The sequence below is a fragment of the Lysinibacillus sphaericus genome (assembly GCF_006864135.1).
Classification (GTDB): Bacteria; Bacillota; Bacilli; order Bacillales_A; family Planococcaceae; genus Lysinibacillus.
Genome location: NZ_SADV01000002.1, coordinates 167376 through 184004, shown reverse-complemented (window position 1 = coordinate 184004; position 16629 = coordinate 167376). Strand labels below are relative to the sequence as shown.

The 16629-nt window shown below is 37.3% G+C and carries 14 protein-coding genes and 1 pseudogene; 11 read left to right on the top strand and 4 right to left on the bottom strand.

What is annotated here, in order from left to right:
- Positions 1–67 precede the first annotated feature (67 nt).
- Entirely contained in the window at positions 68–4399 is a 4332-nt protein-coding gene (locus tag C7Y47_RS03160) for a PolC-type DNA polymerase III (protein WP_142507443.1), read from the top strand.
- 878 nt (positions 4400–5277) lie between these two features.
- Here the strand turns inward: C7Y47_RS03160 and C7Y47_RS03155 are convergent.
- The 4 genes and pseudogenes from C7Y47_RS03155 to C7Y47_RS24815 form a co-directional block, all read right to left on the bottom strand.
- Positions 5278–5426, bottom strand: a pseudogene (locus C7Y47_RS03155) (MFS transporter); the annotation flags it as partial.
- Positions 5427–5706: 280 nt separating this feature from the next.
- A complete protein-coding gene (locus C7Y47_RS03150) occupies positions 5707–6363 on the bottom strand; it encodes a GAP family protein (protein WP_142507442.1) in 657 nt (218 codons plus the stop codon).
- Positions 6364–6397: 34 nt separating this feature from the next.
- A complete protein-coding gene (locus tag C7Y47_RS03145; protein WP_142507441.1) occupies positions 6398–7135 on the bottom strand; it encodes a MerR family transcriptional regulator in 738 nt (245 codons plus the stop codon).
- A 16-nt stretch (positions 7136–7151) separates the two neighbouring features.
- Complete coding sequence (locus C7Y47_RS24815) at positions 7152–7304, bottom strand: hypothetical protein (protein WP_185903380.1); 153 nt, start codon at positions 7302–7304, stop codon at positions 7152–7154.
- Positions 7305–7409: 105 nt separating this feature from the next.
- Between C7Y47_RS24815 and C7Y47_RS03140 the strand changes: the two genes are divergently transcribed.
- From C7Y47_RS03140 to ribF, 10 genes are all read left to right on the top strand, one after another.
- Entirely contained in the window at positions 7410–8129 is a 720-nt protein-coding gene (locus tag C7Y47_RS03140; protein WP_366151248.1) for a DUF4097 family beta strand repeat-containing protein, read from the top strand.
- Between the two features lie 943 nt (positions 8130–9072).
- Positions 9073–9543 (top strand): ribosome maturation factor RimP, encoded by a 471-nt coding sequence (gene rimP, locus C7Y47_RS03135; RefSeq protein WP_142507439.1) that lies wholly within the window; start codon positions 9073–9075, stop codon positions 9541–9543.
- 31 nt (positions 9544–9574) lie between these two features.
- Positions 9575–10714, top strand: a complete 1140-nt coding sequence (nusA, locus tag C7Y47_RS03130) for a transcription termination factor NusA (RefSeq protein ID WP_142507438.1) — start codon at positions 9575–9577, stop codon at positions 10712–10714.
- Between the two features lie 178 nt (positions 10715–10892).
- A complete protein-coding gene (gene rnpM, locus C7Y47_RS03125) occupies positions 10893–11171 on the top strand; it encodes an RNase P modulator RnpM (protein WP_068983119.1) in 279 nt (92 codons plus the stop codon).
- Positions 11168–11479, top strand: coding sequence for a YlxQ family RNA-binding protein (locus tag C7Y47_RS03120; protein WP_387080033.1), 312 nt, complete (start codon positions 11168–11170; stop codon positions 11477–11479). The genes rnpM and C7Y47_RS03120 overlap by 4 nt, the downstream gene beginning before the upstream one ends.
- A gap of 14 nt (positions 11480–11493) precedes the next feature.
- Positions 11494–13752, top strand: coding sequence for a translation initiation factor IF-2 (gene infB / locus C7Y47_RS03115; RefSeq protein WP_142507437.1), 2259 nt, complete (start codon positions 11494–11496; stop codon positions 13750–13752).
- The gene (locus C7Y47_RS03110) at positions 13752–14030 is read left to right on the top strand and encodes a DUF503 domain-containing protein (RefSeq protein ID WP_142507436.1); all 279 of its coding nucleotides are present in this window, start codon (positions 13752–13754) and stop codon (positions 14028–14030) included. Before infB ends, C7Y47_RS03110 begins: the two co-directional genes overlap by 1 nt.
- A 104-nt stretch (positions 14031–14134) precedes the next feature.
- Positions 14135–14476, top strand: a complete 342-nt coding sequence (gene rbfA, locus C7Y47_RS03105) for a 30S ribosome-binding factor RbfA (protein ID WP_100543905.1) — start codon at positions 14135–14137, stop codon at positions 14474–14476.
- Positions 14477–14717: 241 nt separating this feature from the next.
- Positions 14718–15629 (top strand): tRNA pseudouridine(55) synthase TruB, encoded by a 912-nt coding sequence (gene truB / locus C7Y47_RS03100; protein WP_142507435.1) that lies wholly within the window; start codon positions 14718–14720, stop codon positions 15627–15629.
- Positions 15630–15642: 13 nt separating this feature from the next.
- Positions 15643–16599 carry a riboflavin biosynthesis protein RibF gene (gene ribF, locus C7Y47_RS03095; protein WP_142507434.1) on the top strand — a complete coding sequence of 319 codons (957 nt, stop codon included), beginning with the start codon at positions 15643–15645 and terminating at the stop codon, positions 16597–16599.
- Positions 16600–16629: the final 30 nt, after the last annotated feature.

The following is a 16629-nucleotide window of genomic DNA, read 5'->3' as shown; positions in this document are numbered from 1 at the left end:
ACGTTGGTGAGGAAATAAAACAAGGGGCTTTTAAGACTGCCTCTTTCTGAAAGTAGGTGTCAATAGATTGGAACAGCAACAAGAAGCAAGAACGAAGTTTCAAATGCTCTTGCAACAACTAGAGTTAACAGATGATGTGTATATGTCCTTTTTTGAGGAAGGTGAATTATCACGCCTAACTGTACACAAAAAGAACAGGCTATGGAATTTTACCATTAAATTACGAGATGTACTGCCTTTTCCACTATACCAACTATTTCGTACTCGGTTGACTGAAAAATTTTCAGCTATCGCTCAAATCCACACAACTTTTGATACGGTAGAGAAAAATGTTACGGAAGAACTTGTCCAACAATATTGGTTAACAGTAGTAGAGCAAATAGATGAGATGGCGCCACCTTTAAAACATTGTCTAGTATCGCAAATGCCTATGTGGAATGGGCAAAAAATCACTTTATCCTGCATGCAAGAATTGGAATTTATGATGTTGAAAACAAAGTATGCAGAAAAGCTTTCCGAAAGCTATAGTCACTTCGGCTTTCCACACATTGTGATAGATTTTGTGCTTCAAGATCAAACGGAAGAAATGATCGCGGCACAGGAAGCTTTCATGGAACAGAGGCGTTTAGAGGAAGCAGCTTTAGCCCAACAAGCGGTACAAGATTACCAAAAACGTGAGCAAGAGAAGAAAGAAAATCCAGCTCTTGCGAACCTTGGTGACCGTCCATTCCAGCTTGGTATGTTAATTAAAGATGATGAAACGATGGAAATTAAACGCATTGTTGAGGAAGAACGCCGTGTTATCATAGAAGGTTTTGTTTTTGATACGGAAATTAGGGAGCTGAAAAGTGGTCGCTCTTTATTACAAATTAAAATTACCGACTATACGGATTCTATCGTAGTAAAAATGTTCTCACGTGATAATGATGATGCAGAACTTATGAAGCATTTGAAAAAAGGCATGTGGGTAAAAGTCCGAGGCTCTGTACAAACTGACACATTCATTCGTGATTTAATCGTTATGGCAAATGATATCAATGAAATCAAAAAAGAAACACGACAGGATAAGGCGTCAGAGGGAGAAAAACGAGTTGAATTACATTTGCATACACCAATGAGTCAAATGGACGCTGTGACACCAGTTGATAGACTTGTTGCGCAGGCGGCAAAGTGGGGTCATCCAGCCGTGGCTATTACCGACCATGCAGTTGTGCAATCCTTCCCAGAGGCGTATTCAGCAGGGAAAAAGCATGGTATAAAAGTTATTTATGGCTTGGAGGCTAATTTAGTAGATGACGGTGTACCGATTGCTTATGCAGCTGAGCACCGATTATTAGCTGATACTACTTATGTCGTGTTTGACGTAGAGACGACAGGTCTATCTACTGCTTACGATACGATCATTGAGCTTGCTGCAGTTAAAATTCAAGATGGAAATGTTATAGACAAATACGAAAGCTTTGCCAATCCACATCATCCACTTTCAGCAACGACCATTGAGCTGACAGGTATTACAGATGATATGGTACGTAACGCGCCAGAAGTAGAGCAAGTCATTAAGGAGTTCCATGAATTTATCGGAGATGGCATAGTAGTAGCCCACAATGCATCGTTCGATATGGGCTTTTTATACACAGGCTATAAAAAATATGGGCTTGAGGGAACGATTCATCCAGTTATTGATACGTTGGAGCTTGCGAGAATGCTGTATCCAACGATGAAAAATCATCGTTTAAATACGCTTTGTAAAAAATTCAATATCGATTTAACCCAGCATCACCGAGCTATTTATGATACAGAAGCAACCGGCTTCTTACTTTTACAACTGTTAAAAGATGCGGATGAATTAGGTATCAAATATCACGACGACTTTAACAAGCATGTTGGCGGTGGGGATGCTTATAAAAAAGGACGACCAATGCATTGCACGATATTAGCAGTTGATAATGCGGGACTAAAAAATTTATTTAAATTAGTCACTCACGCCCATACAAAAACTTTCTATCGTGTACCTCGCGTAACACGAGCGGTTCTTGAGCAATATAGAGAAGGTTTATTAGTCGGATCAGGTTGTAGTAATGGCGAATTATTCGAGACGATGATGAATAAATCCCCAGAGGAAGCCGAGCAAGTTGCAAGATTTTATGATTATATTGAAGTTCAACCAAAGGCAGTGTATGCACCGTTAATTGAGCGCAATGTCATACATGATGAATGGACACTTGAAGATATTATTCGTAAGCTTGTAAAGCTAGGGAAGAAAATTGATAAACCAGTTGTAGCTACCGGTAATGTCCATTACTTAGATCCGACAGATGGGATGTTTAGACAAATACTAATTGGCTCTCAAGGTGGTGCCAACATCTTAAATAGATCAAAGCTACCTGAAGTTCATTTTAGAACGACTAATGAAATGCTTGAAGAATTTGATTTTTTAGGACCGGATCTTGCGAAGGAAGTCGTTGTCACCAATTCTCAAAAAGTCGCAAATATGATTGGTGATGTTAAGCCGATTAAAGATGATTTATATACACCAAAAATTGAAGGTTCAGATGATGAGGTTACAAATTTAACCTATGAAATGGCACATCTTATATACGGAGAAGAGCTACCAGAAATCGTGAAGGCGCGAATTGAAAAGGAATTAAAGTCAATTTTAGGCCATGGCTTCGGCGTAATTTATTTAATTTCAGCGAAGCTTGTGAAAAAATCATTAGCGGATGGCTATTTAGTAGGTTCTCGTGGATCTGTTGGATCTTCATTAGTAGCGACCTTTATGGAGATTACTGAAGTAAATCCACTTCCACCTCATTATATTTGTCCAAATTGTAAGCATTCCGAGTTTTTTAATGATGGTTCAGTAAGCTCAGGCTTTGACTTACCAAATAAAGATTGTACAGAATGTGGAACACCGTATAAAAAAGATGGGCAAGATATCCCATTCGAAACGTTCCTTGGCTTTAAAGGGGATAAGGTACCTGATATCGACTTGAATTTCTCTGGGGAATATCAACCACAAGCTCATAACTATACGAAGGTATTATTCGGTGAAGATTATGTATTTCGTGCCGGAACAATCGGCACAGTAGCGGAGAAAACAGCATATGGCTACGTAAAGGGCTATGCTAATGATAACAACTTACATTTCCGCGGTGCCGAGGTAGACCGGTTAGTGCAAGGCTGTACTGGCGTAAAACGTACAACAGGACAGCACCCAGGAGGAATTATTGTAGTACCAGATTATATGGATATTTTTGATTTCTCCCCAGTGCAATTCCCTGCGGATGCACAGGATGCAGAATGGCGTACAACGCACTTTGATTTCCACTCCATTCACGATAATATTTTAAAGCTTGATATTCTTGGGCACGATGACCCGACTGTGATTCGGATGTTGCAGGATCTATCAGGGATAGATCCAAAAACGATTCCAACAGATGATCCTGTCGTTATGAAAATCTTTAGTACTCCAGAATCTTTAGGTGTAACAGAAAAACAAATCGGCTGTAAGACCGGGACACTCGGTATTCCTGAGTTCGGTACTCGTTTTGTACGTCAAATGCTTGAAGATACGAAGCCATCAACATTCTCAGAGCTTGTGCAAATTTCAGGACTTTCACACGGAACAGACGTATGGCTTGGTAACGCGCAAGAATTAATTCAAAACGGTACATGTGTGCTGAAAGAAGTAATTGGCTGTCGTGATGATATTATGGTGTATTTAATTTACCAAGGGCTAGAACCTTCACTGGCATTTAAAATTATGGAGTCCGTACGTAAAGGGAAAGGTTTGTCTGAAGAGTTTGAGGCAGAAATGCTAGCGAATAAAGTACCAGGTTGGTATATCGATTCATGTAAAAAGATAAAATATATGTTCCCGAAAGCCCATGCAGCAGCTTATGTGTTAATGGCTGTTCGTATTGCATGGTTTAAAGTACATTTCCCGATTCTTTATTATGCAGCGTATTTTACAGTACGTGCAGATGATTTTGATTTAATTGCCATGGTACAGGGCTCGCAAATGATTCGTGCAAAAATTGATGAAATCAATATAAAGGGCTTAGATGCTTCAACAAAAGAAAAAAACTTATTAACTGTGATGGAACTAGCACTTGAAATGTGTGAGCGTGGCATGAGCTTCCAGAAGGTAGACTTATATCGTTCGCAGGCTAGTGAATTTATCATTGATGGGAACTCTTTAATTCCACCATTCGATGCGATTCCTGGACTTGGTACAAACGTTGCTAAACAAATTGTGGCAGCACGTGAGGACGGAGAATTTTTATCGAAGGAAGATTTACAACAACGAGGTCGAGTATCCAAGACATTAATTGAATACATGGATCAATTGGGTTGTTTAGAAGGAATGCCTGATGCAAATCAATTATCACTTTTCTAAAAGCTTTAAGAAAAGCGTCACTTATGCGGATGCAAAAGTATATATGATCCAGAGACGAATAGCTATAGACTGACAGAACTTTTCGGTTAGTAATCATTTCTATTTACAAGATAAAAAGCTATATTACCTTCTAAAACGGAAGGATAAAGATAAGAAACATTGCTTTGATTACCCAAAGTACTTTTAAAAAGATGAAAATAGTAATAGAGAATAAAAAAAGGTCCTGCACCCCTAAAGTTTGATATGCTCCTCATTTGGTTGACAGATTAAAAAATAAAATCTGTTTATCAAATGGGGAGTTTTTATGAGGAAGCATTCCTTTTCTAAAGAAGAGAGGTTAGAAATTTTTAAGCTGTATCACGAAGGTCCGCTTACATTAAAGAGCTTGAGTGTTAGAAGTTTCTGATTGGGATAAACAACCCTATATTATTGATTTTCCAGATAAACCTCAACTTCAACCTCAAAGTTATGATTGGAAGCGTCACATTTTTAAACTGTAAGAAAAAAGCCATATCCATATACATTTCAGAAGATGTATTAAAGTTAAACGGTGTTACCGTCCCGGATTAGTGCATCTTGTTAAAGGAAAGAATTAATAAATTTCATCAACTTGGGTTCTATATTGTAAGGGCTCAGGTTGTTTCATTTAATTTTAGTGATTAGACAATCGGATATAGTATCTTATGGCAAGCAGGAAAGATAGAGTGACGGAAAGAAGAGCCGAAGTGACGGATAGAATCGTCAAAATCGTGGATAGAGTGGCCAAAATCGTGGATAGCCCCGATAAAGCGGCGGAAAGAACAGCTAGAGTGACGAAAAGAAATCGAAGCGAAGAAAAGAAATCAGAGCGACGGAAAGAAGAACCAAAGCGACGGAAACGCTGATAAAAATAAAGCTGTGCATTCAAATAAATTGCCATATTAGGTGTTCCGATCGTAAACAGCAGTCCTGCAATGGCTGAACCGGTGCCAGAATCAAGTAAGCCTCGAAGTGAGTTAAAACGTTTTCTTTGTTCAATTGGTATCAACCCAATGGTAATGCCTCCATCGAATCGTTTCATTCCTCGCTAAAGTCTGAAAAATCTTGATAAGTTGAGAAGCGCTTAAGAGGGTCATCGAAGTGTAAACTACCGAAAATTGTTATCCCATATATGTATTCGAGCGAAACTAAACAGCCGTCACCGGTCAAATCCCGGCAATTGGCTGTTAAATGTTTTTTGATTCCTATATTGAAAACGGGGGCAACCGGTCAATGCTCTTTTTATTTCTACTCTCCATAGGGAGAACTTAGGCTGTGGATTCACTTGATTATAGATAATCTAGAGTGTTAAAAATTAATATTAACCCAACAATGCACATTATCCAAGATAGTGCGGAATTTGAAGTGTTTGATAGTTTATGATGAAGATTAACTAATTTAGAATTTATCCAACTTCCAAATAATTTATATCCTAAAAAGATAAGTAATGCTGGTAAAACCATAATAATGTTATACGTGGCGATAATTGGCAACCATTGAGAAGACGGTATATTATTTGTTGTTAATAAACCAATAGCAGCAAAGTACGGAAAAGCTGCACTTGCCTCAATTAAAAAAGTTGTAATACCAATAAATATAATTGAGGATATACTTTGAGTTTTAGGTTTGGGAATATTATTTTTTTTATTTGTAGGGATAAAAAAGCTACCCACAAATAAAATAACCCCTACTATAAAAATAATCCAACTGAATATTTTATTTTGAAATATGTTAGAGAAGGTTTCAATAATATAATGTAACCCTAACATCATTGCTACACCTAATGAGAAATACAATAGTGCAACTGTAAATAGATATAAAAATAATCTTGAAGTTAGATTTCTTTTATTTGTTAAAATAAGGTATAGTGTAACACCAACTATTGTAGGACTTAAAGTGTCTAATAGCGCTAAGCCACCTATATAAACCAAAATATCTGTTCCCATATATTCCTCCACATCGATAGATTATGATAAAAAACTATGACTTCTTAGCGGTGTAATGAATATAAGCTTTTTCCATAAAATCGAGGACCTCTTGATCAATAGGATAAAGGTTATGTTTTTTTGACTCCTCAGGTGACATTCTAATTTTCCAAAGGGTATCTAAAAAAGCATCTTCGTCATCAAAATCTTCACTTTTTTTCACATCCATCCTTTTAATAATATTTTGTATGCGTGTAGCACTATAACCAAGGTGCATATGTTTTTTTAATTGACCAAGTAGAGCAATCCACTCTAAAGAATCAGGATCACTACTTGACATATTCGGAAGTCTATATAGTACTTCAGCATTTTTAATATTTAATTCATCACTATTATGAGTCAAAATATCTTTTGAATCCCTAGTATATAAACTCATAATTTTTTGAATTCTAAATTCCTCTCCTTCAATTGCTATCCCATTTATTAGTTCTCTTAAATTAATTTCTATATTTGAGAGTCGGTCCTTTTCATTTATTACATAAGATAGTTGTTTCATTAGACTAATGGACCAGTCCCATTCTTCAGACTCTAACATAATTTTGATTTCACTTAATTGAAAGCCTATCGTTTTTAAGAATTGTATTTGCTGTAATTTTTTTAACTCTGAATTTGAGTATAATCTGTGACCTCCTTGAGTTTTTGATGCAGGTTTTAGCAGTTCTATCTGGTCATAATATCTTAAGGTTCTAACGGACACACCACTCATCTTTTTCACTTCATTAATATGTAACAATGTTATTCCTACTTCCTTATTCTTTATTCGTCGTATTAAAAAATAGAGATTTAAATAAGTAACCTACTCCCAGGCCAATAAGCACCCCAATAATACCATTACCAAATTGAAAAGCTATACCTGCACCAATAATAACGCAAGCATAAATAACAATATCTTCTTTTTTCAAAGGAAATTTCCCCCTCCTATAGATAATGATGTAAAAGGTATATTAACAGTATAAAAGATGACGCTAGGTCACTTTCAACTAATTTAAACATTATACTGCGTAAAGATTGAAAATGACCTTACGTCATTTTATATAATTGGCATAAGGAGGAAATTTCATGTTAAAAAAATTTGCTTTAATTTTGTTTTTAGTATAGTAATCATTCTTGCAGGATGTTCATCAGGGGAAAAAGAGGTAAGTGTTAATAAAGAGTCGATAGAAGATGTTGAGGAAATAGTTATAAATTTTGCAAGTACCGATGTTAATTTCCGGCCAAGCGAAAAAAGTGAATTAGAAACCTATCTAACGGCTTATGATAACGGACCAGGTGTAACATTGGATAAGTCATCAAAACGGTTATCAATTGATCTTAGTAATGATATTAGACGCTTAATCAATTTCAAAAAAAAACCTACTTTAGAGGTTAGAATCCCTCATCAATTTAAGAGGAAAATAATTTTGGATGGATCCTCTGGCAATGTTTCTGGACAGGATCTCGTTCAAAATAATATTGACATACGATCTAGCAGTGGTGATATTAAACTCCACGTTAAAGAAATAAATGGTGACGTAGAACTTTCAACTACAAGTGGCAATGCCTCAGTAACTTTTGATGAAAAGCAACCTAATCTAAATTTGGAAATCGCTACAAACAGTGGAAGACAATCCGTAAACCTGTCCCTAAGCGAAAAAACACAAACAAAGAAAGGTTTTAAAGGTTCCTCGGGTAATGGAGAAAATAAAATGAAAATTGAAACTAAATCAGGAAATATAAGTTTGAACTGAAAATTTAGCTTAAATAAAGTGTCTCTCCCAAACTTTTTATTTTAAAACAAGTAGGGTTCACATGATGTCCAATATTGTGTGCTTTGTATATTACAAGATATGAAAATGAACTAGTTACAAAAAATCATCGGCCTTTAAATTCCGGTCAATGTTAGGGGGAAAATGAAGATCTCGGAATTATCATTTATTATTTTCTATGAGAGATAATAACCTCTCAATAGGAGGTACATTAGAAATAGTGATATTCCTGTAGGAAGGGGTTAGCAAGTTCCTCTGCAGACTTAGTTACGTGTCAAGGGCAATTGAATCAGCTTATGAAATCTTGCTAGTATAGAACTAACAGACGGAGTAATGTACGCATCTACTGTTTCTTTTTATCATCGAGAAGCAAAATTAAAAGATTATATTACCTGGGATTAACAATCATTTCGCACGAGAAGAGGGAGAAATTAATACTATTGACTTTAATAGAAAAGATATATAGCAACGAGGTCGTATCTCTAAAACATTAATCATCGAATACATGAATCGGCTAGGCTGCTTAGAGGGGATGACTGATACTAATCAGCTGACGCTTTTCTAATATCGAATGTGGGATTAAATTAAGGTATCAGATATAATGTTCATGCAAATAATACGGATAAAGTGAATTCTTTTGACTAAATAAAGTGTCTATTCAAATTTCAGACATATCAATGGCTATATACAAATGTTGTCTAGTTGAAGGAAATTTGCATTATGCTGTAAACTATGCTATCCTTATGGTAATAATTTGTTGATATTTTTCCAGCAAAAGAGTGGGACCTTCCCGCTCTTTTCTGTTGTTATACCGTAGCAAAACAAATTTTTGACTAACAGCAGGTAAGACCGTTAAATTTCACCAAAGCTACTGGTGGAATTTCTGTTTTATTACGCCAGAATTTGATAGATACAGGAGGAAATAATGAGCAAAGTACCATCTTTAATTGAAGAGCTCGCCAAACCGATTGTTGAAGAGTTAAATCTTGAACTTGTAGATGTCGAGTTCGTAAAAGAAGGACGTAACTGGTTTTTACGTGTTTATGTGGATACACCTGAAGGTGGAATTGACATTGAACAATGTGCTCAAGTTAGTGAACGACTAAGTTTGCTATTGGATGAAAATGATCCAATTACACAAAACTATTATTTAGAAGTTTCTTCACCTGGAGCAGAACGTCCATTAAAAAAAGATACTGATTTTGAAAATGCGATTGGCAAATTTATTTATGTTAAAACCTATGAGCCCATCAAGGACATGAAGGAATTCCAAGGCTACTTAACGTCATACGATGAACATACATTAGTGATGGAAGTACGCATTAAAACGCGTAAAATTACAGTAACAATTGAACAAGAAAAAATCGCATTGGCACGACTAGCCATCGATTTTTAAGCATAATGCATATTTAGGAGTGAAAACAAAAATGAGTAGTGATTTGTTAGATGCGCTAAATGCGCTAGAAGAACAAAAAGGAATTTCAAGAGATGTGTTAATTGAAGCAATAGAAGCGGCATTAGTTACAGCTTACAAACGCAACTTCAATCAAGCACAAAATGTTCGTGTTGACTTAAATTTAGATAAGGGCTCTATTCGTGTCTTTTCACGCAAAGATGTTGTTGAAGAAGTAGAAGATGACCGTTTACAAATCTCTGAAGAAGATGCTAAGGCTATCAACCCTGCATACCAGTTGGAAGATGTGGTTGAGCAGGAAGTAACACCTCGAAACTTTGGTCGTATTGCTGCACAGACAGCGAAACAAGTTGTAACACAACGTGTTCGCGAAGCAGAACGTGGTTTAATTTACGAGCAATATGTCGACCGTGAAGATGATATCGTGACGGGTGTAGTTGAGCGTCTAGATGCTCGTAATATTTACGTAGGTCTTGGAAAAGTAGAGGCTGCATTACCACAAAACGAACAAATTCAAGGTGAAACATACCATCCACACGAGCGCATCAAAGTTTATATTACAAAGGTTGAACGTACAACGCGCGGACCGCAAGTTATTGTTTCACGTACACATCCTGGTTTATTACGCCGCTTATTTGAAATGGAAGTTCCTGAAATTTATGAAGGTATTGTAGAAATTAAATCAATTGCTCGTGAAGCAGGAGATCGTTCTAAAATTTCTGTTTATGCACATAACGAAGAGGTAGATCCAGTAGGTTCATGTGTAGGAGCAAAAGGCGCTCGTGTGCAAACAATTGTAAATGAATTAAACGGCGAAAAAATCGATATCGTTGAATGGTCAGAAGACCCGGTTGTATTTGTAGCAAATGCTCTTAGCCCATCTAAAGTTTTAGATGTTCAAGTCAATGAAGAAGAAAAATCTACTACTGTTGTTGTGCCAGACTATCAACTATCACTAGCAATTGGTAAACGTGGTCAAAATGCTCGTTTAGCTGCTAAGCTAACTGGCTGGAAAATTGATATTAAGAGTGAAACAGATGCACGTGAATTAGGCATTTATCCATCTGCAACAAGCACTTTCATACCTGCTGAGGATGAAGAAAGTGATTTTGATGATGTGACAGTTGACTTATATCAAGACGACGAAGAATAAGTAAGAAAGCCCGTGTGACTTGTTAGCTGCCATTATTCAGTGGGCGTTGGGCTGCGTCGACTGAATAATGGCAGAGCCTACATTGGAAAATATTATGGTTTAATTCCGAATATATAACAATGTAGTGCATGGCTAGTCCACCTCTTACGACAAGCTTCAGAGAGGAAAGGTGATTCTTATGGCTATTAATAAAAAAGTACCTCTTCGAAAATGCGTAGCAACCGGAGAAATGCTACCAAAGAAAGAAATGATCCGTGTCGTTCGTTCGAAAGAGGGCGAGGTAAGTGTAGATGTTTCCGGGAAAAAACCCGGACGTGGTGCCTATGTCTCTAAATCGGAAAAAGCGATTGAAATCGCCCGTAAGAAAAATGTTTTAGGGCACCAACTTGATGTAAAAATTCCTGAAGAAATCTACGATGAGCTTATTTTGTTGATTCGTAGGGAGTCTATTATATGATTAATAATCAAGCGGTGTATAATTTGCTTGGGATAGCGGCAAGAGCCCGTAAAGTGATTTCAGGAGAAGAGTTAGTAGTAAAGGAAGTCCGCAATGGTAATGCTAAGCTAGTACTGCTTGCAAACGATGCTTCTAAAAACTCTAGCAAAAAAATTCAAGATAAATGCACGTATTACAACGTTGAGTATCATGTAATTGGTGATCGTTATGATCTAGGACATGCTACAGGTAAGGAGGCCCGAGTGGCTTTAGCTATTACCGATAAAGGTTTTGCAAGTAAATTGTCTAGTCTACTCAACGAAAAATAATCGGGGGTGAGCAGATGACCAAAATCAGAGTTCATGAATATGCGAAACAAGTGAATAAAACGAGTAAAGAGGTTATTGAAGCACTAAATAATTTAAATGTTAGCGTAACAAACCATATGTCAATGTTAGAAAAAGACGTAGTGTCAAAGTTAAACCAAACATTTAAAACGATAACAGACGCGAAGCAACCTACTCAAAATGTTTCGCAAAAATCACAGCAATCGGTGAAAAAGCAAGATGGGCAAAAGCAGCAATCTGCTACTTCCAAGCCTAAGGCCAATAATCAGCAACAAACGCATCAAAACTCAAATTCGTCTAACGAAAAATCTAAGAATACAAAAGGTAGTCAAAATCGAAATATGACAAATAATAATAATAATAACAATAATAATAATAATAATCGCAGAGGTGGCGGTGGTTACAACCAACGTCCAAAACCAGGAATCCATGGCGGGAAACGTCGCCATCCAAAAACACATCAACCAACTCTACCAGTGAAACAAAAGGAATTACCAGAAAAAATTACTTTTGTTGAATCACTTTCTGTAGCGGAATTAGCAAAAAAATTACACCGTGAGCCATCAGAAATTATTAAAAAATTATTTATGCTTGGTGTAATGGCAACAATTAACCAAGAATTAGATAAGGATGCAATTGAATTACTTTGCGCAGACTATGGTGTAGAAGTTGAAGAAGAAATTCGTGTAGATATTACGGATTTAGAAACACACTTCGAACAAACAGAAGAAATTAACGAGGCGGACTTATCAGAACGTCCTCCTGTAGTAACAATTATGGGTCACGTTGACCATGGTAAAACTACATTGTTAGACTCTATTCGCAATACTAAAGTTACAGCTGGAGAGGCTGGAGGTATTACTCAGCATATCGGTGCTTATCAAGTAACTGAAGGCGACAAAAAAATTACGTTCCTTGATACACCAGGACACGCTGCGTTTACAACTATGCGTGCGCGCGGTGCGAAAGTAACGGACTTAACGATTTTAGTAGTGGCTGCGGATGATGGCGTTATGCCACAAACAGTAGAAGCAATTAACCACGCAAAAGCAGCAGAAGTACCAATTATTGTTGCAGTCAATAAAATGGATAAACCTTCAGCTAATCCAGACCGTGTGATGCAAGAGTTAACAGAGCATGGCCTAGTTCCTGAAGCTTGGGGTGGCGAAACTATTTTCGTACCAATCTCTGCATTAAAAGGTGAAGGCATTGACACATTACTTGAAATGATTTTACTTGTTGCTGAAGTTGGAGAATTAAAAGCGAGCCCTAATCGCTTAGCACTTGGTACAGTAATTGAAGCACAGCTAGATAAAGGTCGAGGCTCTGTTGCAACGCTTTTAGTACAAGATGGAACATTAAAAGTAGGGGACCCAATTGTTGTCGGCCATACTTATGGACGTGTACGTGCTATGGTGAATGACAAAGGCCGTCGTGTGAAAGAAGCTGGACCATCAACGCCAGTTGAAATCACAGGTTTAAACGATGTACCACAAGCTGGCGACCGTTTCGTTGTCTTTGAAGACGAAAAAACAGCACGTCAAGTTGGAGAAACTCGTGCAATGACAGCGATTCAAGCACAACGTTCAGAAAAACAACGCGTAACGCTTGATAATTTATTCGAACAAATGAGTCAAGGCGAAATGAAGGAGCTTAACTTAATTGTTAAAGCTGACGTTCAAGGTACTGTAGAAGCTATGGCTGCATCATTAATGAAAATTGATGTTGAAGGCGTAAACGTAAAAATTATTCACACTGGCGCTGGAGCGATTACAGAATCAGATATTTCTCTTGCTGCGGCTTCTAATGCAATTGTTATCGGCTTCAACGTTCGTCCAGATGTCAATGCAAAACGTGCAGCAGAAGAAGAAGGCGTAGATATTCGTCTACACCGCATAATCTATAAAGTAATCGAAGAAATTGAACAAGCAATGAAAGGTATGCTTGATCCAGAATTCGTAGAAAAAATTATTGGTCAAGCAGAAGTTCGCCAAACAATTAAAGTATCAAAAGTTGGTACAATTGCTGGTTCATACGTAACAGAAGGTAAAGTAACTCGTGATTCAGGCGTACGTGTAATCCGCGATAACGTAGTAATTTTTGAAGGTGAATTAGATACACTTAAACGTTTCAAAGATGAAGTAAAAGAAGTTGCCCGTGGTTACGAATGCGGTATTACAATTACAAACTTCAACGATATTAAAGAAGGCGACATTATCGAAGCCTATATTATGGAAGAAGTTAAACGTGCTTAATGATTGTTTACGCAGAGGTTGAATTCATTATTCAAACTGCCCATTCGTTGAAGGAAAAACGTGCTGTCTTACAGCGTATGCTTACCCGCACGAAACAAAAATTTAATGTATCCATCGCGGAAATTGATCATCAAAATGTATGGCAACGCACGAAATTAGCGCTTGTTGCTGTTTCTTCTTCAAAAGAAGCAGCCGAGCGTGAAATTAATCACGCGCTCCACTACTTACAGTCAAATCCATCTTGGGAACAGCTTAATGTGTGGCGAGACTATTTATAAGTAACATTAGAAGTTGTGTTGTATGATTTAGTCATACCTTGTATGTAAATATATGTGCAAGTGAAGACATAACTTTCTGTACATCGAAATTGAGGTGACAAACTATGTCTCTACGCTCAAACCGTGTCGCTGAGCAAATGAAAAAAGAACTCGGTGATATTATTGGACGTAAAATAAAAGATCCGCGTGTTGGTTTCGTTACTGTTACTGGTGTTGAGGTGACAGGTGATTTACAACAAGCGACAATTTATATTACAACTCTAGGCAATGAACGTGAAAAAGAGGAAACATTAAAAGCTTTATTAAAGGCTTCTGGTTTCATTCGCTCAGAAATCGGGTCACGAATCCGTTTACGTCGTACACCAGAACTAATCTTTGAATTCGATTCATCGATTGAATATGGTAACCGTATTGATTCATTGCTACGTGGTTTACACGAAGAATAAGCTTAACTTAAAAAAGTCTGCCTATGCATGTTCATGCAGGCAGACTTTTTACATTCAGCAGAAAATGAACAGAACATTTTACGACTCTATGTAAAGCTTCACTAAATGTTCTGACGGCTTTCCACCGACTGCCCAGACTCCTGCTGCCATTTTTTTGTAGAAGGAGAAGTGTTAGGGTATTTAACTATATAAAACTAGCGAAAAAACAAAATACGCTAAAAATGAATTTAGGAGGGAATTTATGAACGGTATTTTACCGCTTTGGAAAGAACGTGGCATGACAAGTCATGATTGCGTCTTTAAATTACGAAAAATTTTACGTACTAAAAAGGTTGGCCATACTGGCACACTTGATCCAGGTGTTGAGGGGGTTCTTCCCATTTGTATAGGTCAAGCAACACGCATCGCAGAATACTTAACTGATGCAGGGAAAACCTATGAAGCTGTTATTTCAATTGGCCGTACAACGACAACGGAGGATGCAGAAGGAGAAACGGTTGAGCAAGATAGTACGACTAAAAAGTTCACACGTACTCAATTGCAAGAGGTTTTAGCATCGCTAACAGGTGTTATTCAACAAACGCCACCGATGTTTTCAGCTGTCAAAGTAAATGGTAAACGTCTCTATGAATATGCTCGAAAAGGCGAAATTGTCGAAAGACCTACACGTCAAGTTACCATTTATGCATTAGAACTACTAGATGATGTAGAAATATATGAAGGGCAAGAAATTACATTCCCAGTACGTATAGCGTGTAGTAAAGGGACGTATATTCGAACACTAGCTGTGCAAATCGGAGCGGCACTTGGCTATCCAGCACACATGAAGGAGCTCGTACGCACAGCCTCAGGTACATTTACGCAAGAGAATTGCTTTACGTTGGCACAAGTTGCTGAACTGATGGAAGGTGAACAAATTGATACATGCATTTTACCAGTTGAATATGCTTTAACAGATTATCCATATATGGAGATCACTTCCGTAAACGAAAAAGAAATTTTCAATGGACAAGTGCTTCCCGCAGATGCATTATTAAAGATACATGATAAAATTGTTTTTGGAATCAGTGGGAAAGCAATTGCGGTCTATCATGCCCATCCTACAAAGGAAGGGTTTATGAAGCCACATAAGATGTTTCCGACGATAGAGTAGGAGGATTTTTAGTATGGAGGTCATTCATTTAAAATACCCACACCAACTACAGCAACGAGAAAGCATGCAGCCATATTCATTGGCTCTTGGTTTTTTTGATGGTGTACATAGAGGGCATCAGGCAGTTATTAAGGCGGCGAAAGAAGAAGGAGACAAGCGCCAAATTCCAACGGCTGTTATGACATTCGATCCACATCCTTCTTTAGTGCTTGGCGGACGTAACGAAAAAGTATTTTATATAACGTTATTACAGCAAAAATTGCAGCTTTTTGAAGAACAGGGTGTTGATACAATATTTGTTGTACATTTCACATCTGATTTTGCAAAGCTTTCACCTGATGCATTTATTGATACATTTATTCGTGGGTTGAACATTCAACATGTTACAGCTGGCTTTGATTATTCTTTTGGTGCATTTGGGAAAGGTACAATGGAAGAAATGCGTGCATTGAGTAATGGAGATTACGGCGTAACAGTTGTTGAAAAGAAAACTGATGATATTGAAAAAATTAGCTCTACACGTATCCGTAAGCTTTTGCAAGACGGAGATATGGAGGAAGCAAGATTACTCCTAGGACGTCCATTTGAAGTTACGGGAATCGTTGTACATGGTGATAAGCGAGGACGCACAATAGGTTTCCCAACTGCAAATGTCCAAGCGTTAGAGGGAACTTATATTCCAGCAAGCGGTGTATATGCGGTTCGAGTACTTGTGCAAAATAACTGGTATGATGGTGTATGTAATGTAGGCTATAAACCAACATTTAAAGATCCAAACGACAAACAATTATCTATCGAAGTCCATATATTAAACTTCGAAAAAAATATTTACGGTGAAGAAGTGCATGTCGCTTGGTATAAACGTATAAGAAGTGAACGAAAATTCGATGGCATTGAAGCTTTGAAAGCGCAAATCGAAAAAGATAAACAGGAAGCAATTGAATATTTTGGGATCATCGCCGAAAGTTAAAACGTACGCCATGAGTTGATTGGAGTGGAG